The organism is Rhodoblastus acidophilus (assembly GCF_025961575.1).
Lineage (GTDB): Bacteria > Pseudomonadota > Alphaproteobacteria > Rhizobiales > Beijerinckiaceae > Rhodoblastus > Rhodoblastus acidophilus_C.
This window is the reverse complement of sequence record NZ_JAOQNX010000004.1, coordinates 1-15,571: the sequence shown is the minus strand read 5'-3', so window position 1 is coordinate 15,571 and position 15,571 is coordinate 1. Positions and strand designations below refer to the sequence as shown.

Genomic DNA, 15,571 nt, shown 5'->3' with positions numbered 1-15,571 from the left:
CATCCGTTCATTGATCCCGCGCAGGGTTTACGCCCTTTCGGATCATTCATCAAGGAATTCGAATATAATACCATTGACGCGCCGCCCGAGGCGAAGCTGCAAAACAAAAGGGCGGCCCACTGGGCCGCCCTGAAGACATCGGGTCGAAAAACGCCTTATTCGGCGGCTTCGGCGACCTGACCGGAGTCCTTGCCCTTGGCGGTGACGTCGCGATCGACGAATTCGATGATGGCCATGGCGGCGTTATCGCCGTAGCGGAAGCCCGCCTTCAGCACGCGGGTATAACCGCCGTTGCGGTCCTTATAGCGCGGGCCGAGCACGGAGAACAACTTGCCGACGAGCTCCACGTCCTTGATCTGGGCGATGGCCTGACGGCGGGCGTGCAGATCGCCGCGCTTGGCGAGGGTGACGAGCTTTTCCACGACCGGACGCAGGTCCTTGGCCTTGGGCAGGGTGGTGGTGATCTGCTCGTGCTTGATCAGCGCCTGCGACAGGTTGGCGAACATCGCCTTGCGATGCTCGGCGGTGCGGTTGAAACGACGCTTGGAACGACCATGATACATATCGGCTCTCCATGTTGATTAGGGCCGCCGTGCCAAGGAACGGCCCTTCCGTGCTTTGCCCCTGCGGGCGGGTTATCCTTCTCCCCTTGCGGGAGAAGGTGGATCGGCGCGGAGCGCCGAGACGGATGAGGGGGAAAAGAACCCCTCATCCGGCGCTTCGCGCCACCTTCTCCCGCAAGGGGAGAAGGGGAAAAACTCAATAGTGTTCTTCGAACCGCTTGGCGAGTTCGTCGATGTTCTCCGGCGGCCAGCCGGAGACTTCCATGCCGAGGTGCAGGCCCATCTGCGCCAGCACTTCCTTGATTTCGTTGAGCGACTTGCGGCCGAAATTCGGCGTGCGCAGCATCTCGGCTTCGGTCTTCTGGATGAGGTCGCCGATATAGACGATGTTGTCGTTCTTGAGGCAGTTGGCCGAACGCACCGACAGTTCGAGCTCGTCGACCTTCTTGAGCAGCGCCGGGTTGAAGGCGAGCTCCGGAATGGCCGGGGACGCCTCTTCGCGCTTGGGCTCTTCGAAATTGACGAACACGTTGAGCTGGTCCTGGAGGATGCGCGCGGCAAAGGCCAGGGCGTCCTCGGGGGTCAGCGAGCCGTTGGTCTCGATCTGCAGGGTGAGCTTGTCGTAGTCGAGAACCTGGCCCTCGCGGGTCGGCTCGACCTTGTAGGACACTTTCTTCACCGGCGAATAGATCGAATCGACCGGGATCAGGCCGATCGGGGCGTCCTCGGCGCGGTTGCGGTCCGCGGGAACATAGCCCTTGCCCGTGTTGACGGTGAATTCCATGCGGATTTCAGCGCCCTCGTCGAGGGTGCAGAGCGCGAGCTGCGGGTTGAGCACGGCGATATCGCCGGTCACGCCGATGTCGCCGGCATAGACCACGCCCGGACCCTGCTTTTTCAGGGTCATGCGCTTCGGGCCTTCGCCCTGCATCTTGATGGCGACGTCCTTGATGTTGAGGACGATGTCGGTCACGTCCTCGCGAACGCCGGGAATGGAGGAGAATTCGTGCAGCACGCCGTCGATATGGACGGAGGTGATGGCGGCGCCTTGCAGCGAGGACAGCAGGATGCGGCGCAGCGCATTGCCGAGAGTCAGGCCAAAACCGCGCTCAAGCGGCTCGGCGACGACAGTCGCGACGCGCTTGGGGTCTTCGCCGGGGGACACATTGAGCTTGTTCGGCTTGATCAGCTCTTGCCAATTCTTCTGGATCATTTCAGCCTCTTCCTCGGACCGCGGCATATCGGTTCGTCAACCATGGCCTTTGGTCCGCTACCGGAATTGTCCGCCGAGCCCCGTCGGTCCCAGGCGGATACAAATCGATCGCGGCGAAGCCGCGATCGCAAGACCGCGCGAGGCGGCCAAACCCATATATAATCAGACGCGACGGCGCTTGCGAGGGCGGCAGCCGTTGTGCGGGATCGGGGTCACGTCACGGATCGAGGTGACGGTGAAGCCGGCGGCCTGCAAAGCGCGCAGCGCCGACTCACGACCCGAACCGGGACCGGAGACTTCGACTTCCACGGTGCGCATGCCGTGCTCGGCGGCCTTGCGGGCGGCGTCTTCAGCGGCCATCTGCGCGGCATAGGGGGTCGACTTGCGCGAACCCTTGAAACCCATGGTGCCGGCGGACGACCAGGAAATGGTGTTGCCCTGAGCGTCGGCGATGGTGATCATCGTGTTGTTGAACGAGGAATGCACATGGGCCACGCCGGAGGCGATGTTCTTGCGTTCCCTGCGGCGAACGCGGGTGTTGTCCTTAGCCATTTTTCTCTTTTCCCTTCAGGCGCGCCCGTAGTTCCAGGCGCTGGGGTTAGCGGGCGCCTCGAACGAAGCGCCCTATGATCTCGCGGCGAAAACCGCGACGGTGAAACACAAAAATTCGAGACCAAATGGGTTGGGCCGCGGCGAAAACGGTGATTCGCGAGCACCGAAGCGGAGCGCACATCAGTGCGTGAGCATCGGAGCGCAGAGAAGCGCCTTTTGCAGCCCGGCCCAGACCGTTTGGGCCGGATTTTACTTCTTCTTGCCGGCGATCGGCTTCGCCTTGCCCTTGCGGGTGCGGGCGTTGGTGTGGGTGCGCTGGCCGCGAACCGGCAGCTGGCGACGATGACGAAGGCCGCGATAGCAGCCGAGGTCCATCAGGCGCTTGATATTCATCGCCACTTCGCGGCGCAGATCGCCTTCCACCATATAGTCGCGGTCGATGGTTTCGCGGATCTGCAGCACTTCGGCGTCCGAAAGCTGGTTGACGCGGCGTTCGGCGGTGATGCCGACCTTGTCGCAGATTTCCTGGGCGTTCTTCGGGCCGATGCCGTGGATGTACTGCAGCGCGATGACGACGCGCTTGTTGGTCGGGATGTTAACGCCAGCTATACGAGCCATTTCTCACTCCATGTGAAGGGGCTTTCGCCCGGTGTTCCCGCGTCCGGTGGAGGCCGGCCCCTGCGGGGATTGAAACCTGGGATATAAAAACAACGCTCCTGCTTTCCAGCAGGAGCGCCGTAGAGGGTTCGCTTAGAACGATTCCGCCGCGCCGTCAATGCGCGTATGAAAAATTCCCGCCGCTTGACGGGCCCACCTTCTCCCCTTGCGGGAGAAGGTGGCTCGACGCCGACAGGCGTCGAGACGGATGAGGGGTTTTGCGCCCACGACGAGGGGACGAACCCCTCATCCGGCCGCTTCGCGGCCACCTTCTCCCGCAAGGGGAGAAGGATGCGCGCCGAATGTCGCTGCCTTACTTGGCCAGCACCGCGTCGAGCTGCTTGGTCACTTCGTCAATCGGCGCCATGCCGTCGACCGTGCGCAGCTCGCCGATGGACTTGTAATAGCCCGACACCGGCGCGGTCTGCTCGTGATACTGGGCCAGGCGCTTCTTAAAGGCTTCCGGATTGTCGTCGGCGCGAACCGTTCCGCCCGCCGCCACCGTCTCACGGGCGCGATTCTCGATGCGCGACAGCAAAATGCCGTCGTCGACCAAAAGCTCGATCACCGCATCGAGGTCCCTGCCCTTCTGCTTGAGCAGCTTGGTCAGAGCCTCGGCCTGGGCGACCGTGCGCGGAAAACCGTCGAGAATGAAACCCTTGGCGCAATCGGCTTCGTCGATCCGGTCGGCGATGATGCCGATGACGATCTCGTCGGAAACGAGGCCGCCCGATTCCATCACCGCCTTGGCCTTCTGGCCGATGGGGGTGCCCGCCTTCACCGCCGCGCGCAGCATGTCGCCGGTGGAGAGCTGCGGAATGCCGTACTTCTGTTCCAGGCGCGCCGATTGGGTGCCTTTGCCGGCCCCGGGCGGTCCGAGCAGAATGAGCCTCATTTCTTTTTCCCCCTGAGCTTGGCCTTTTTCACCAGTCCCTCATATTGCTGCGCCTGGAGATGGCCATGAATCTGCGCAACCGTGTCCATGGTCACGGAGACCACGATCAACAGGGACGTCCCGCCGAAATAGAACGGCAGCGCAAATTGGGAAATCAGCATTTCGGGTAGCAGGCAGATGATGGCGAGATAGCCGGCGCCGAGCACGGTCACGCGGGTGAGCACGTGGTCGATATATTGCGCGGTGCGCTCGCCCGGGCGGATGCCCGGAATGAAGCCGCCATGCTTTTTCAGATTTTCCGCCGTGTCCTGCGGATTGAACACGATCGCCGTATAGAAGAAGGCGAAGAACACGATCATGCCGACATAGAACAGGATGTAGAGCGGCCGGCCGTGACCGAAATAGGTCGCCAGGAAGCCGAGCACGCCGCCCGCCCCGCCGTCGCCGGCGAGATTGGAGAAGGTGATCGGCAGCAGCAGCAGCGACGAGGCGAAGATCGGGGGAATCACGCCCGCGGTGTTGAGCTTCAGCGGCAGGAACGAGGTCTGCCCCTCATAGACGCGATTGCCCTGCTGGCGCTTGGGATAAGTGATCAGCAGCCGGCGCTGGGCGCGCTCCATATAGACGATGAAGGCGATCACCGCGAAGGACATCACGGACACGCCGACGATGACCGACGCCGGGATCGCGCCCTGGCGCGACAGCTCCAGGGTCGAGGCCACCGCCGAGGGGAATGCCGCAACGATACCCGCAAAGATGATCAGCGAAGAGCCGTTGCCGATGCCCCGCGAGGTGATCTGCTCGCCGAGCCACATCAGGAACAGCACGCCGCCGGTGAGGGTGATCACGGTGGAGGCGCGGAAAAACCAGCCGGGCTCCGTCACCACGCCGGTCTGCCCCTCGAGACCGATGGCGATGCCATAGGCCTGGAACACCGCGAGCGCGACGGTGAGATAGCGGGTGTACTGGTTGATGACCTTGCGGCCCTGCTCGCCTTCCTTCTTCAGCGTTTCCAGCGCGGGAATCACCGAGGTCATCAGCTGCACGATGATCGAGGCGGAGATGTAGGGCATGATGTTCAGGGCGAAGATCGCCATGCGCTGCACGGCGCCGCCGGCGAACATGTTGAACAGCTCGAGCACGCCCTGCTGCTTGCCATGAAAGCTCTGCTCGAACACCACGGGGTCGATGCCGGGGAGCGGGATGTAGGTGCCGAGGCGATAAATGACCAGGGCGCCAAGGGTGAACCAGATACGCTTCTTGAGCTCTTCGGCCTTGCCGAGCGAAGCGAAGTTGAGATTAGCCGCAAGCTGTTCAGCTGCCGAAGCCATGAAAACTGCTCCAAATGCGCGACGCGCGCATGAGTGATGCGAAAACGGGGCGCAACTCGTTCGAGTTCCGCCCCGTCAATAACCGTTCATCCCGGCAAAATCACGCGCAATCGCGACTCTGCCTGAGAAAAATCACGCTTCGGCAGCCGTGAGCAGCTTCACCGAACCGCCAACTTTTTCGATGGCGGCGACAGCGGACTTGGAGGCGGCGGCGACTTCGAAGGCGAGCTTCGAAGTGAGTTCGCCATTGCCGAGGATCTTGACGCCGTCGCGGACCTTGGTGATCACGCCGGCGGCGACCAGCGCCTCCAGGGTCACGGGCGCGGAAGCGTCGAGCTTGCCGGCTTCCACCGCCTGCTGGATACGGCCGAGGTTGACCTCGTTGTAATCCACCGAGAAGGGATTCCAGAAGCCGCGCTTGGGCAGACGGCGGTGCAGAGGCATCTGGCCGCCTTCAAAACCCTTGATGGCGACGCCGGTGCGGGCCTTTTGACCCTTGACGCCGCGTCCAGCGGTCTTGCCCTTGCCGGAGCCGATACCGCGACCGACGCGCATGCGGTTCTTGGAGGAACCGGGATTGTCGGAGATGTCGTTGAGTTTCACCATGGTCGCGACCCTCAATCTTCGACGCGCACGAGGTGCGCGACCTTGGCGATCTGACCACGAATCGAGGGGGTGTCCTTCAACACCGCCTTGCGGCCGATCTTGTTAAGTTTCAGGCCGACGAGAGTCGCGCGCTGGTCGGCGGGACGGCCGATCGGGCTCTTGGTCTGAACGACCGTGACAGTCTTGTCCGTCATGATCTTCCTCCTCAGCCTTCCGCCGTGCCGTCTTCACCGCCGGGGCGGCGCGACTGCAGGACCGACACCTTCAGGCCGCGACGGGCCGCCACCGAACGGGGCGAGTCCTCGGCCTTCAGCGCGTCGAACGTGGCGCGAATCATGTTGTAGGGGTTGGACGAGCCCTGCGACTTCGCGACGACGTCATGGACGCCGAGCGATTCGAACACGGCGCGCATCGGGCCGCCGGCGATGATGCCGGTACCGGCCGGCGCAGCGCGCAGCACGACGCGGCCCGCGCCGTGGCGGCCGTTCACGTCATGATGCAGGGTGCGGCCTTCGCGCAGCGGCACGCGGATCAGCGCGCGCTTGGCGGATTCCGTGGCCTTGCGGATGGCTTCCGGCACTTCGCGCGCCTTGCCATGGCCAAAGCCAACGCGACCCTTCTGGTCGCCGACGACGACGAGAGCGGCGAAACCGAAGCGGCGGCCACCCTTCACAACCTTGGCGACGCGGTTGATGTGGACCAGACGATCCACGAATTCGCTGTCGCGCTCTTCTTCCTTGCGATCGCGACCGCGACCGCCCTGTTCTTCACGAGCCATTTGTTTTTCCGTCACTTGCGCGGACAGCCCGGTTCGGCCGCCGCTCGCTGAGGGTTTCGACGGCTGTTTAGGGCCGTCATGGCCGGGCTTGTCCCGGCCATCCACGCCGTCATGGAGATCGTTGTGCTTCCAGAAGAAGCCGCAACTTTTGTCCCATCCCGCGCCATGGAACAAATGTCCCGGCGTGGATGCCCGGGACAAGCCCGGGCATGACGGTGTTTAACGAACCAGCGCTTATGCGCCGATCAGAACTTCAGGCCGCCTTCGCGGGCGCCGTCGGCCAGCGCCTTGACGCGGCCGTGGTACATGTACGAGCCGCGATCGAACACGACTTCGGTAACGCCAGCCGCAAGGGCGCGCTCGGCGACCAGCTTGCCGATGGCCTTGGCGGCCTCGACGTCAGCGCCGGTCTTGAGCGCTTCGCGCTGGGTCTTCTCGATCGACGAAGCCGCGGCGAGAGTCGCGCCCTGCTCGTCATCGATGATCTGCGCGTAGATCTGCTTGGAAGAGCGGAACACGGACAGACGGGGCTTGCCGTAAGCGCGGGCGCGAAGCGTGCGGCGGACGCGCGCCTTACGGCGATCAGTGGTATCCTTGGCCATGATACGCGGTCCTTACTTCTTCTTGCCTTCCTTGCGGAAGATGAATTCGCCTTCGTACTTGACGCCCTTGCCCTTGTAGGGTTCGGGGCCGCGATACTCGCGGATCTCCGCAGCGATCTGGCCGATCTGCTGCTTGTTGATCCCGGCGATGGTGATTTCCGTCGGCTTCGGGCAGGCGATGGTGACGCCGGCCGGAATCGGATAGTTGATGTCGTGGCTGTAGCCGAGCGACAGCTGGAGATTCTTGCCAGCGACAGCGGCCTTGTAGCCGACGCCGGTGATCTCAAGCTTCTTCTCGAAACCCTTGGTCACGCCGACAACCAGATTGTTGATCTGGGCGCGGGCGGTGCCCCACAAAGCGCGGGCGCGCTTGGTTTCGTGACGCGGATCGACCTTGATGCCTTCCGGCTTCATTTCGACATGCACGTCGTCGTGGACCACGAAGGACAGTTCGCCCTTGGCGCCCTTGACGGACACGGTCTGGCCCTCGACCTTGGCGGTGACGCCGGCCGGAACGACAACCGGCTTCTTACCGATACGAGACATTTGATTCTCCTCTCGGCTCAGAACACGGTGGCGAGCACTTCGCCGCCGACATTGGCTTCACGCGCGGCATGATCCGCGAGGACGCCCTTCGGGGTCGAAATGATGGCGATGCCCAGGCCGTTGGCGACGCGGGGCAGCTTGTCGACGGCGGCATAGACGCGGCGGCCCGGCTTGGAGACGCGGGTGATGTCGCGAATGACCGGCTGACCGTCGAAATACTTCAGTTCGATTTCGAAATCGGTGCGGCCGTTGCCATATTCGGTCACGGAATAACCGCGGATATAGCCTTCGTCCTTGAGCACGTCGAGGACGTGGGCGCGCAGGCGCGAGCCCGGCGTCGAGACGGAGGTTTTGCGGCGCATCTGCGCATTGCGGATGCGGGTGAGCAGATCGCCCACAGGATCGTTGATCGCCATGACGGTCTCCTTACCAGCTCGACTTGACCAGGCCCGGGATCAGACCCTTGGAGCCCAATTCGCGCAGAGCGATACGCGACATTTTCAGCTTGCGGTTATAGGCGCGCGGACGCCCCGTCACTTCGCAGCGGTTACGCACACGATTGACGCAGGAGTTGCGCGGAACTTCCGCGAGCTTGAGCGTCGCTTCGAAACGCTCTTCGACGGTCAAGGAACGATCCCTGGCGATCGCCCGGAGACGCGCGCGCTTGCCGGCCTTATCGGCGGCGAGCTTGGCGCGCTTCTTGTTGTTGTTGATAGCGCTTTTCTTAGCCATGAGTTACCTCTGGTCTCCGCGTCTGAGCCTTGCGGCTCACTGCCGGAACGGGAAGTTGAAGGCGCGCAGGAGAGCGCGGGCTTCGTCGTCGGTCTTGGCCGTGGTGCAAACGATCACGTCCATGCCCAGAACCGTATCGACCTTGTCGTAGTCGATTTCAGGGAACACGATGTGCTCCTTGATGCCGAGCGCATAATTGCCGCGGCCGTCGAACGACTTGGGGTTCAGACCGCGGAAATCTCGAACGCGCGGCAGCGCGACCGTGATGAAGCGATCCAGAAATTCGTACATGCGGGTCTTGCGCAGGGTGACCTTGGCGCCGATCGGCATGTTCTCGCGAACCTTGAAGGTCGAGATCGCTTTTCGGGCCCGAGTAATCACAGGCTTTTGGCCCGCAATGAGCGCCAGGTCGGCGGCGGCCAACGTCACCTTCTTGGTGTCGTTGACGGCGTCGCCCACGCCCATGTTCAGCACGATCTTCTCGATGACCGGCACTTCGTTCGGGTTCTTGTAACCGAACTCTTCGATCATCTTGGCGCGCACCACTTCGTCATAGTGCTTGCGCAGACGCGCGACATAGCCCTCGGGGATCGCGGCGACCGCGCCGGCGGCGGCGACGTTCTCAGAGCCCTTGGACTTCTTCTCGGCGGCCTTGTCGGCGCCCTTTTTGGGGGATTTGGCCTCAGCCATCGATCAGTTCTCCCGAACGCTTGGCGAAACGAACCTTGCGGCCGTCCTCAAGAATTTTAAAACCGACGCGGGTCGGGGCGCCGTCCTTGGGATCGGCGATCGCGATGTTCGACAGCTGGATCGGGGCTTCCTTGGTGATGATGCCGCCTTCCTGGGCCTGCGTCTGCTTCTGGTGACGCTTCACCGTGTTGACGCCCGACACCACAGCGCGGCCTTCCTTCGGAAGCACCAGCGTGACCTCGCCCTTGCGGCCCTTGTCGCGGCCGGCGATCACGACGACCTTGTCGCCTTTCTTGATCTTGGCGGCCATTACAGCACCTCAGGAGCGAGAGAGATGATCTTCATGTGGTTCTTGGCGCGCAGCTCGCGCGGCACCGGTCCGAAGATACGGGTGCCCACCGGCTCCTTCTGATTGTTGATCAGAACGGCCGCATTGGTGTCGAAGCGAATCACGGAGCCGTCGGGACGCTTGATGTCCTTGGCCGTGCGCACCACGACCGCCTTCATCACGTCGCCCTTTTTCACGCGGCCGCGCGGAATAGCCTCTTTAACCGAAACAACGATAATATCGCCAACGCCTGCATACTTGCGCTTGGAGCCCCCAAGCACCTTGATGCACATCACACGACGCGCGCCCGAATTGTCGGCCACGTCGAGGGCGGTCTGCATCTGAATCATGGCTACGAGCCTTTCTGTCAGATCGGTTTCCGACGCGGATCATTCCGGCCGGACTTCGCCTGGATACCGCTTTCGCGGCGGGTCTTCCCCAGAACTGGGGTGTTCGACGAAATCAATGCGCCGGTGCGTCACAGCCGTTTTCCCATTAAGGGGCGACCGTGACCCGGCGCAGACTTCGATTGAGGAAGCAGGAGCGCTTCCTCGTTCATTTTTCCGAAGAAATCAAGCCTTGTTTTCGTTCGGCAGAACGATCCAGCGCTTGAGCTTCGAAATCGGCCGGGTCTCCTCGATGGAGACGGCGTCGCCGACCTTGAAAGCGCCCGCTTCATCATGCGCGTGATAGTGCTTGGTGCGGCGGACGGTCTTTTTCAGCAGCGGATGGGTGAAGCGGCGCTCCACCTTCACCACCACGGTCTTTTCCTGCTTGTCGGAGACGACAACGCCTTGGAGAATGCGCTTCGGCATATTGATTTCGCCCTTATGACTTGGCCTCACCGCGCTTCTGCGCGGCGAGGGTTTTCACGCGGGCGACGTCGCGGCGGACGACGCGGACGCGCGACGTGTTCTCGAGCTGATTCGTCGCCTTCTGGAAGCGCAGGTTGAACTGCTCCTTCTTCAGCTTCAGCAATTCGTCAGCCAGTTGATCCTCGGTCATCGCCTTGAGGTCGGACAGGCGCTGTTTGTCGGACATCCTGCCCTCCTTATTCGGCGATGCGTTCGATGAAGCGGGTCTTGATCGGCAGCTTGGCCGCGGCCAGCGCGAAAGCTTCGCGGGCCAGCGGCGCGGGAACGCCGTCGATCTCGAACATGATGCGTCCGGGCGCCACGCGGGCGCACCAGAATTCAGGAGCGCCCTTACCTTTACCCATACGGACTTCGGTGGGCTTGCTGGACACGGGCAGATCCGGGAACACGCGGATCCAGACGCGGCCGGCGCGCTTCATGTGGCGGGTCATGGCGCGACGGGCCGCTTCGATCTGGCGGGCCGTGACGCGTTCGGGTTCGAGCGCCTTGAGGCCGAACTGGCCGAAAGCCAGCTCAAAACCGCCCTTGGAGACGCCCTTGATGCGGCCTTTGAAGGCCTTGCGGAATTTTGTGCGCTTGGGTTGCAGCATGGGTCCAACTCACAAGGTTTAGGCGCGAGGTTCGCGCGGGGCGCGCGGCTCGCGGGGGCCGCGACGCTCGCCGTCGCGATCGCGACGTTCGCGGCGCTCGCCGTGATGATCGTGGCTGGCGGCTTCGGCGCTGCGCTCGGTGGCCATCGGATCGTGCTCGAGGATTTCGCCCTTGAAGATCCAGACCTTGATGCCGCAGGTGCCGTAAGCCGTATGCGCCGTCGCCGTGCCGTAATCGACATTGGCGCGCAGCGTGTGCAGCGGCACGCGACCTTCGCGGTACCATTCCAGGCGGGCGATTTCCGCGCCGCCGAGACGGCCCGAGCAGTTGATGCGGATGCCTTCGGCGCCCAGACGCATGGCCGACTGCACGGCGCGCTTCATGGCGCGACGGAAGGCGACGCGGCGCTCGAGCTGCTGCGCGATCGAATCGGCCACCAGGGTGGCGTCAACTTCCGGCTTGCGGACTTCGACGATGTTGATCGCGACTTCCGACGAGGTCAGCTTGGCGACGAGCTTGCGGATCTTGTCGATATCCGCGCCCTTCTTGCCGATCACCACGCCCGGGCGGGCGGAATGAACGGTGACGCGGCACTTCTTGTGCGGACGCTCGATGACGATCTTCGAGACCGCCGCCTGCTTCAGCGCCTTCATCAGGGCTTCGCGGATCGCAAAATCTTCGTGGAGCAGCTTGCCGTATTCACCCTTGTTGGCGAACCAGCGGCTGTCCCAGGTGCGGTTGATGCCGAGGCGAAGGCCGATCGGATTGACTTTCTGTCCCATCGTTCTCTCCTCAGGCCGACGCTTGGACTTCGCGAACGACGATCGTCAGGTTCGCGAACGGCTTTTCGATACGGCCGGCGCGGCCACGGGCGCGAGCGTGAAAACGCTTCATCACGATCGCCTTGCCGACATAGGCTTCGGCGACGACGAGATCATCCACGTCGAGGTCGTGGTTGTTCTCGGCATTGGCGATGGCGCTTTCCAGCGTCTTCTTCACGTCGGCGGCGATGCGCTTCTCGGAGAAGGTCAGGTCGGCGAGAGCGCGATCGACCTTCTTGCCGCGAATGAGCTGGGCCACAAGGTTGAGCTTCTGGGGCGACACGCGAATCATGCGCGTCACCGCCTTGGCCTCATTCTCCTTGAGGGCGCGCGGATTTTTTTCCTGCGACATCTCAGCCCCTCTTCGACTTCTTGTCCGCGGCGTGGCCGTGGAAGGTGCGGGTCGGCGAGAACTCGCCGAACTTGTGACCGATCATGTCCTCGGTGACGTTCACGGGCACATGCTTGTGGCCGTTGTAGACGCCGAAGGTGAGGCCGACGAACTGCGGCAGGATGGTCGAGCGGCGGCTCCAGGTCTTGATGACCTCGGAGCGCTTGGCTTGAGAGGCCACTTCGGCCTTTTTCAGGAGGTATCCGTCGACGAACGGACCTTTCCAGATCGAGCGAGACATCAGGGTCAGCCCTTCTTCTTCTTCGCCTTGTGACGCGAGGTCACAATGAACTTGGTGGTGAACTTGTTGGAGCGGGTCTTCTTGCCCTTGGTCGGCTTGCCCCACGGAGTAACCGGGTGACGGCCGCCCGAAGTGCGGCCTTCACCGCCGCCGTGCGGGTGATCGACGGGGTTCATGACGACGCCGCGGTTGTGCGGGCGACGGCCGAGCCAACGTTGACGACCGGCCTTGCCGATCGAGGTGTTCATATGGTCGGGGTTCGACACCGCGCCCACGGTCGCATAGCACTGGCCATGGACCAGACGCTGCTCGCCGGAGTTCAGGCGAACGATGACATAGCCCTGGTCGCGGCCCACGATCTGAGCGTAGGAGCCGGCGGAGCGGGCGATGGCGCCGCCCTTGCCGATCTTCAGCTCGACATTGTGGACGATCGTGCCGACCGGGATCGCCGCCAACGGCATGGCGTTGCCCGGCTTCACGTCGACCTGCGCGCCCGCCACCACCGTGTCGCCGGCGGAGAGACGCTGCGGCGCGATGATATAGGCCTGCTCGCCGTCCTCGTAGGAGATGAGGGCGATGAACGAGGTGCGGTTCGGATCATATTCGATCCGCTCGACCTTGGCCGCGCCTTCCTTGCGACGCTTGAAATCGACGATGCGATAGGCCTGCTTGTGGCCGCCGCCGCGGAAGCGGACGGTGATGCGGCCATTGTTGTTGCGGCCGCCAGCGGACGATTGTCCTTCGGTCAGCTTCTTAACGGGCTTGCCCTTGTAGAGCTCGCTCCGGTCGACGATCACGAGCTGGCGCAGACCAGGCGTGATCGGCTTGAATGTCTTGAGAGCCATCTGCCTTTACCTCAATCCAGCTCAGAGCCCGGTGGTCACGTCGATCTTCTGGCCCTTGGCCAGCGTGACGACCGCGTTCTTGACGTCGGAACGCACACCGCGCGTTCCCTTGAAGATTTTCTTCTTGCCCTTGCGGAGCAAAGTGTTCACCGCCTCGACCTTGACGTCGAACAGGCGTTCGACGGCGGCCTTGATCTGGTGCTTGGTCGCGTCGATGCGCACCTTGAACACCACCTTGTCCTGTTCGGACGCGATGGTCGCCTTTTCGGTGATCACCGGGGCGACGATGACGTCATAATGACGGGGATCGATAGCGCCTTGGCTCATTTGAATCGCGCCTCCAGCGCATCGATCGCCGCCTTGGTCAGCACCAGCTTCTCGCGGCGGAGAATGTCGTAAACATTGATGCCCTGGATCGGCAGCACGTCGATCTGGGGAATGTTGCGCGCGGCCAGAGCGAAATTGGCGTTCAGCTCGGCGCCGTCGATGATCAGCGCGTTGGTGAGGCCGATCTTGGCGAAATTGGCCTTGAGCGCGGCGGTCTTCGGCGCGTCGGCGTTGGCCGCCTCGAGCACGATGATCGAACCGTCCTTGGCCTTGGCCGAGAGCGCATGCTTCAGCGCCAGCGCCCGGACCTTCTTCGGCAGGTCATGGGCGTGCGAACGCACGACCGGACCGAAAGCGCGACCGCCGCCACGGAACTGCGGCACGCGGGCGGAGCCGTGACGGGCCGAACCCGTGCCCTTCTGCTTGTACATCTTCTTGCCGGTGCGGGCGATGTCCGCGCGGTTCTTCACCGCATGGGTGCCGGCGCGGCGCTTGGCGAGCTGATAGCGCACCATGCGGGCGATCAGGTCTTCGCGCGGCTCCAGGCCGAAGATGGCGTCGTTGAGGTCGAGCGCGCCGTTCGCGGCGCCTTCGAGAGTGGTGATGTCAATCTTCACGGCTTAGCCCTCCGAAGCCGGGGTTTCGGGAGCGGCGTTGCTTTCCGGGATACGGAACTTGCCGGGCTTCGGAGCCTCGGCGGGCAGCGCTTTCTTCACGGCGTCGCGGATAAAAATCCAGTTGCCGGCGTGGCCGGGAACCGAACCTTCGACCAGCACCAGGCCGCGCTCGACGTCGAGCGACACGACGCGAAGATTCTGCGTCGTCACCCGGTCCGTGCCCATATGGCCGGCCATTTTCTTGTTTTTAAAAGTCTTGCCGGGGTCCTGACGGCCGCCGGTCGAACCATGCGAGCGGTGCGACACCGACACGCCGTGGGTGGCGCGCAGACCGCCGAAGTTCCAGCGCTTCATCGGGCCGGCGAAACCTTTACCCGTGGTGGTGCCGGTGACGTCGACGAACTGGCCGACGACGAAATGGTCGGCGGTGATTTCGGCGCCGACGGGCAGCAGGGCGTCCTCGGCCACGCGGAACTCGGCGAGCTTCAGCTTCGGCTCAACATTGGCCTGGGCGAAGCGGCCGCGTTCGGCCTTGGAGACGTTTTTGACCTTGGCGCGGCCGATGCCGAGCTGGAGAGCGGTATAGCCGTTCTTCTCCAAGGTGCGCTGGGCGACGACCTGAACGCCGTCGAGTTTCAAGACCGTGACCGGAACATGTTCCCCGCTGTCCGTGAAGACGCGGGTCATGCCGACCTTCTGTGCGATGACGCCTGACCGCATGTTTCTCTTTCCTTTAGGGCGCGTACGAGGGTCCCTATCCAGGGAGCCTGCAGAGGCGCCGAGAGACGTCACAAAGACGTCTCAGACTTAAGTTACGGCTCTGATTGAGAGCTTTTATCAAAGTTCACGCTTGAGGCGTGAACTCAGAGCTTGATCTCGACGTCCACGCCGGCGGCGAGGTCGAGTTTCATCAGCGCATCGACCGTTTGGGGGGTCGGATCGACAATGTCAAGCACCCGCTTGTGCGTGCGGATCTCGAATTGCTCGCGCGACTTCTTGTCGACGTGGGGCGAGCGGTTCACGGTGAACTTCTCGATCCGGGTCGGAAGGGGGATCGGGCCACGCACCTGAGCGCCGGTGCGCTTGGCGGTGGAGACGATTTCCTTCGTCGAAGTGTCCAGAATCCGATGATCGAACGCCTTGAGGCGGATCCGGATGTTTTGTCCGTTCATTTTCTGATCCTCTGAGCGAATCAGTGCGGGCTGACGGGCAGCCCGCACCAACGCTAATCCGCCGAAAAATTACTCGATGATCGAAGCGACGACGCCCGCGCCAACGGTGCGGCCGCCTTCGCGGATGGCGAAGCGCAGCTTCTCTTCCATCGCGATCGGAACGATCAGCGACACGTCCATCGAAATGTTGTCGCCCGG

The 15,571-nt window shown here is 63.0% G+C and carries 27 protein-coding genes and 1 pseudogene; all 28 read right to left on the bottom strand.

The annotated features are described in order from the left end of the window. Window positions 1-155: 155 nt before the first annotated feature. On the bottom strand, window positions 156-563 hold the full coding sequence (gene rplQ / locus M2320_RS03615; protein ID WP_184429254.1) for a 50S ribosomal protein L17: 408 nt from the start codon (window positions 561-563) through the stop codon (window positions 156-158). A gap of 196 nt (window positions 564-759) precedes the next feature. Then, complete coding sequence (locus tag M2320_RS03610) at window positions 760-1,803, bottom strand: DNA-directed RNA polymerase subunit alpha (RefSeq protein ID WP_425540650.1); 1,044 nt, start codon at window positions 1,801-1,803, stop codon at window positions 760-762. A gap of 135 nt (window positions 1,804-1,938) precedes the next feature. Next, entirely contained in the window at window positions 1,939-2,328 is a 390-nt protein-coding gene (rpsK, locus tag M2320_RS03605; RefSeq protein ID WP_184429257.1) for a 30S ribosomal protein S11, read from the bottom strand. Between the two features lie 249 nt (window positions 2,329-2,577). After that, window positions 2,578-2,946, bottom strand: a complete 369-nt coding sequence (gene rpsM, locus M2320_RS03600) for a 30S ribosomal protein S13 (protein ID WP_184429259.1) — start codon at window positions 2,944-2,946, stop codon at window positions 2,578-2,580. A 352-nt stretch (window positions 2,947-3,298) separates the two neighbouring features. Continuing rightward, entirely contained in the window at window positions 3,299-3,880 is a 582-nt protein-coding gene (locus M2320_RS03595) for an adenylate kinase (protein ID WP_184429260.1), read from the bottom strand. Further along, complete coding sequence (gene secY, locus M2320_RS03590; protein ID WP_184429261.1) at window positions 3,877-5,211, bottom strand: preprotein translocase subunit SecY; 1,335 nt, start codon at window positions 5,209-5,211, stop codon at window positions 3,877-3,879. Before secY ends, M2320_RS03595 begins: the two co-directional genes overlap by 4 nt. A gap of 132 nt (window positions 5,212-5,343) precedes the next feature. Beyond that, window positions 5,344-5,814 (bottom strand): 50S ribosomal protein L15, encoded by a 471-nt coding sequence (rplO, locus tag M2320_RS03585; RefSeq protein ID WP_184429289.1) that lies wholly within the window; start codon window positions 5,812-5,814, stop codon window positions 5,344-5,346. A 14-nt stretch (window positions 5,815-5,828) separates the two neighbouring features. Beyond that, window positions 5,829-6,011 (bottom strand): 50S ribosomal protein L30, encoded by a 183-nt coding sequence (gene rpmD, locus M2320_RS03580; RefSeq protein ID WP_088520746.1) that lies wholly within the window; start codon window positions 6,009-6,011, stop codon window positions 5,829-5,831. Window positions 6,012-6,022: 11 nt separating this feature from the next. Continuing rightward, entirely contained in the window at window positions 6,023-6,595 is a 573-nt protein-coding gene (rpsE, locus tag M2320_RS03575) for a 30S ribosomal protein S5 (RefSeq protein ID WP_184429262.1), read from the bottom strand. A 245-nt stretch (window positions 6,596-6,840) separates the two neighbouring features. After that, on the bottom strand, window positions 6,841-7,197 hold the full coding sequence (gene rplR / locus M2320_RS03570; RefSeq protein ID WP_184429263.1) for a 50S ribosomal protein L18: 357 nt from the start codon (window positions 7,195-7,197) through the stop codon (window positions 6,841-6,843). A gap of 12 nt (window positions 7,198-7,209) precedes the next feature. Next, window positions 7,210-7,743, bottom strand: a complete 534-nt coding sequence (gene rplF, locus M2320_RS03565; protein WP_184429264.1) for a 50S ribosomal protein L6 — start codon at window positions 7,741-7,743, stop codon at window positions 7,210-7,212. 17 nt (window positions 7,744-7,760) lie between these two features. After that, a complete protein-coding gene (rpsH, locus tag M2320_RS03560) occupies window positions 7,761-8,159 on the bottom strand; it encodes a 30S ribosomal protein S8 (protein WP_155447596.1) in 399 nt (132 codons plus the stop codon). 10 nt (window positions 8,160-8,169) lie between these two features. Continuing rightward, a complete protein-coding gene (gene rpsN / locus M2320_RS03555) occupies window positions 8,170-8,475 on the bottom strand; it encodes a 30S ribosomal protein S14 (protein WP_184429266.1) in 306 nt (101 codons plus the stop codon). A 36-nt stretch (window positions 8,476-8,511) separates the two neighbouring features. After that, window positions 8,512-9,165: a 50S ribosomal protein L5 gene (rplE, locus tag M2320_RS03550; protein WP_264596104.1), complete on the bottom strand. Its 654-nt coding sequence runs from the start codon at window positions 9,163-9,165 to the stop codon at window positions 8,512-8,514. Continuing rightward, complete coding sequence (gene rplX / locus M2320_RS03545) at window positions 9,158-9,475, bottom strand: 50S ribosomal protein L24 (protein WP_184429267.1); 318 nt, start codon at window positions 9,473-9,475, stop codon at window positions 9,158-9,160. Before rplX ends, rplE begins: the two co-directional genes overlap by 8 nt. Further along, window positions 9,475-9,843 carry a 50S ribosomal protein L14 gene (gene rplN / locus M2320_RS03540; protein ID WP_155447600.1) on the bottom strand — a complete coding sequence of 123 codons (369 nt, stop codon included), beginning with the start codon at window positions 9,841-9,843 and terminating at the stop codon, window positions 9,475-9,477. The genes rplX and rplN overlap by 1 nt, the downstream gene beginning before the upstream one ends. A 222-nt stretch (window positions 9,844-10,065) precedes the next feature. After that, the gene (rpsQ, locus tag M2320_RS03535) at window positions 10,066-10,308 is read right to left on the bottom strand and encodes a 30S ribosomal protein S17 (RefSeq protein WP_184429269.1); all 243 of its coding nucleotides are present in this window, start codon (window positions 10,306-10,308) and stop codon (window positions 10,066-10,068) included. A gap of 13 nt (window positions 10,309-10,321) precedes the next feature. After that, window positions 10,322-10,534 carry a 50S ribosomal protein L29 gene (gene rpmC / locus M2320_RS03530; protein WP_184429270.1) on the bottom strand — a complete coding sequence of 71 codons (213 nt, stop codon included), beginning with the start codon at window positions 10,532-10,534 and terminating at the stop codon, window positions 10,322-10,324. Window positions 10,535-10,544: 10 nt separating this feature from the next. After that, entirely contained in the window at window positions 10,545-10,958 is a 414-nt protein-coding gene (gene rplP, locus M2320_RS03525) for a 50S ribosomal protein L16 (protein ID WP_184429271.1), read from the bottom strand. 18 nt (window positions 10,959-10,976) lie between these two features. Next, the gene (gene rpsC, locus M2320_RS03520; RefSeq protein WP_184429273.1) at window positions 10,977-11,741 is read right to left on the bottom strand and encodes a 30S ribosomal protein S3; all 765 of its coding nucleotides are present in this window, start codon (window positions 11,739-11,741) and stop codon (window positions 10,977-10,979) included. Between the two features lie 10 nt (window positions 11,742-11,751). After that, a complete protein-coding gene (rplV, locus tag M2320_RS03515) occupies window positions 11,752-12,132 on the bottom strand; it encodes a 50S ribosomal protein L22 (protein WP_184429275.1) in 381 nt (126 codons plus the stop codon). Window position 12,133: 1 nt separating this feature from the next. Next, a complete protein-coding gene (gene rpsS, locus M2320_RS03510) occupies window positions 12,134-12,412 on the bottom strand; it encodes a 30S ribosomal protein S19 (RefSeq protein WP_155447606.1) in 279 nt (92 codons plus the stop codon). A 5-nt stretch (window positions 12,413-12,417) separates the two neighbouring features. Further along, window positions 12,418-13,257 (bottom strand): 50S ribosomal protein L2, encoded by an 840-nt coding sequence (gene rplB / locus M2320_RS03505; RefSeq protein ID WP_184429277.1) that lies wholly within the window; start codon window positions 13,255-13,257, stop codon window positions 12,418-12,420. 21 nt (window positions 13,258-13,278) lie between these two features. Continuing rightward, window positions 13,279-13,584, bottom strand: a complete 306-nt coding sequence (locus tag M2320_RS03500) for a 50S ribosomal protein L23 (protein ID WP_184429279.1) — start codon at window positions 13,582-13,584, stop codon at window positions 13,279-13,281. Further along, window positions 13,581-14,201: a 50S ribosomal protein L4 gene (gene rplD, locus M2320_RS03495; protein ID WP_184429280.1), complete on the bottom strand. Its 621-nt coding sequence runs from the start codon at window positions 14,199-14,201 to the stop codon at window positions 13,581-13,583. Before rplD ends, M2320_RS03500 begins: the two co-directional genes overlap by 4 nt. A 3-nt stretch (window positions 14,202-14,204) precedes the next feature. Beyond that, window positions 14,205-14,921: a 50S ribosomal protein L3 gene (rplC, locus tag M2320_RS03490; RefSeq protein ID WP_184429281.1), complete on the bottom strand. Its 717-nt coding sequence runs from the start codon at window positions 14,919-14,921 to the stop codon at window positions 14,205-14,207. A 143-nt stretch (window positions 14,922-15,064) separates the two neighbouring features. Beyond that, entirely contained in the window at window positions 15,065-15,373 is a 309-nt protein-coding gene (gene rpsJ / locus M2320_RS03485) for a 30S ribosomal protein S10 (RefSeq protein ID WP_085773755.1), read from the bottom strand. A gap of 69 nt (window positions 15,374-15,442) precedes the next feature. Beyond that, window positions 15,443-15,571 (bottom strand): annotated as a pseudogene (gene tuf / locus M2320_RS03480) (elongation factor Tu); the annotation flags it as partial.

Excerpts from the sequence above, each read along its gene's own strand:
- rplQ (WP_184429254.1), bottom strand. The coding sequence starts at position 563 with ATGTATCATGGTCGTTCCAAGCGTCGTTTCAACCGCACCGCCGAGCAT.
- M2320_RS03610 (WP_425540650.1), bottom strand. The coding sequence starts at position 1,803 with ATGCCGCGGTCCGAGGAAGAGGCTGAAATGATCCAGAAGAATTGGCAA.
- rpsK (WP_184429257.1), bottom strand. The coding sequence starts at position 2,328 with ATGGCTAAGGACAACACCCGCGTTCGCCGCAGGGAACGCAAGAACATC.
- rpsM (WP_184429259.1), bottom strand. The coding sequence starts at position 2,946 with ATGGCTCGTATAGCTGGCGTTAACATCCCGACCAACAAGCGCGTCGTC.
- M2320_RS03595 (WP_184429260.1), bottom strand. The coding sequence starts at position 3,880 with ATGAGGCTCATTCTGCTCGGACCGCCCGGGGCCGGCAAAGGCACCCAA.
- secY (WP_184429261.1), bottom strand. The coding sequence starts at position 5,211 with ATGGCTTCGGCAGCTGAACAGCTTGCGGCTAATCTCAACTTCGCTTCG.
- rpmD (WP_088520746.1), bottom strand. The coding sequence starts at position 6,011 with ATGACGGACAAGACTGTCACGGTCGTTCAGACCAAGAGCCCGATCGGC.
- rpsE (WP_184429262.1), bottom strand. The coding sequence starts at position 6,595 with ATGGCTCGTGAAGAACAGGGCGGTCGCGGTCGCGATCGCAAGGAAGAA.
- rplR (WP_184429263.1), bottom strand. The coding sequence starts at position 7,197 with ATGGCCAAGGATACCACTGATCGCCGTAAGGCGCGCGTCCGCCGCACG.
- rplF (WP_184429264.1), bottom strand. The coding sequence starts at position 7,743 with ATGTCTCGTATCGGTAAGAAGCCGGTTGTCGTTCCGGCCGGCGTCACC.
- rpsH (WP_155447596.1), bottom strand. The coding sequence starts at position 8,159 with ATGGCGATCAACGATCCTGTGGGCGATCTGCTCACCCGCATCCGCAAT.
- rpsN (WP_184429266.1), bottom strand. The coding sequence starts at position 8,475 with ATGGCTAAGAAAAGCGCTATCAACAACAACAAGAAGCGCGCCAAGCTC.
- rplE (WP_264596104.1), bottom strand. The coding sequence starts at position 9,165 with ATGGCTGAGGCCAAATCCCCCAAAAAGGGCGCCGACAAGGCCGCCGAG.
- rplX (WP_184429267.1), bottom strand. The coding sequence starts at position 9,475 with ATGGCCGCCAAGATCAAGAAAGGCGACAAGGTCGTCGTGATCGCCGGC.
- rplN (WP_155447600.1), bottom strand. The coding sequence starts at position 9,843 with ATGATTCAGATGCAGACCGCCCTCGACGTGGCCGACAATTCGGGCGCG.
- rpsQ (WP_184429269.1), bottom strand. The coding sequence starts at position 10,308 with ATGCCGAAGCGCATTCTCCAAGGCGTTGTCGTCTCCGACAAGCAGGAA.
- rpmC (WP_184429270.1), bottom strand. The coding sequence starts at position 10,534 with ATGTCCGACAAACAGCGCCTGTCCGACCTCAAGGCGATGACCGAGGAT.
- rplP (WP_184429271.1), bottom strand. The coding sequence starts at position 10,958 with ATGCTGCAACCCAAGCGCACAAAATTCCGCAAGGCCTTCAAAGGCCGC.
- rpsC (WP_184429273.1), bottom strand. The coding sequence starts at position 11,741 with ATGGGACAGAAAGTCAATCCGATCGGCCTTCGCCTCGGCATCAACCGC.
- rplV (WP_184429275.1), bottom strand. The coding sequence starts at position 12,132 with ATGTCGCAGGAAAAAAATCCGCGCGCCCTCAAGGAGAATGAGGCCAAG.
- rpsS (WP_155447606.1), bottom strand. The coding sequence starts at position 12,412 with ATGTCTCGCTCGATCTGGAAAGGTCCGTTCGTCGACGGATACCTCCTG.
- rplB (WP_184429277.1), bottom strand. The coding sequence starts at position 13,257 with ATGGCTCTCAAGACATTCAAGCCGATCACGCCTGGTCTGCGCCAGCTC.
- M2320_RS03500 (WP_184429279.1), bottom strand. The coding sequence starts at position 13,584 with ATGAGCCAAGGCGCTATCGATCCCCGTCATTATGACGTCATCGTCGCC.
- rplC (WP_184429281.1), bottom strand. The coding sequence starts at position 14,921 with ATGCGGTCAGGCGTCATCGCACAGAAGGTCGGCATGACCCGCGTCTTC.
- rpsJ (WP_085773755.1), bottom strand. The coding sequence starts at position 15,373 with ATGAACGGACAAAACATCCGGATCCGCCTCAAGGCGTTCGATCATCGG.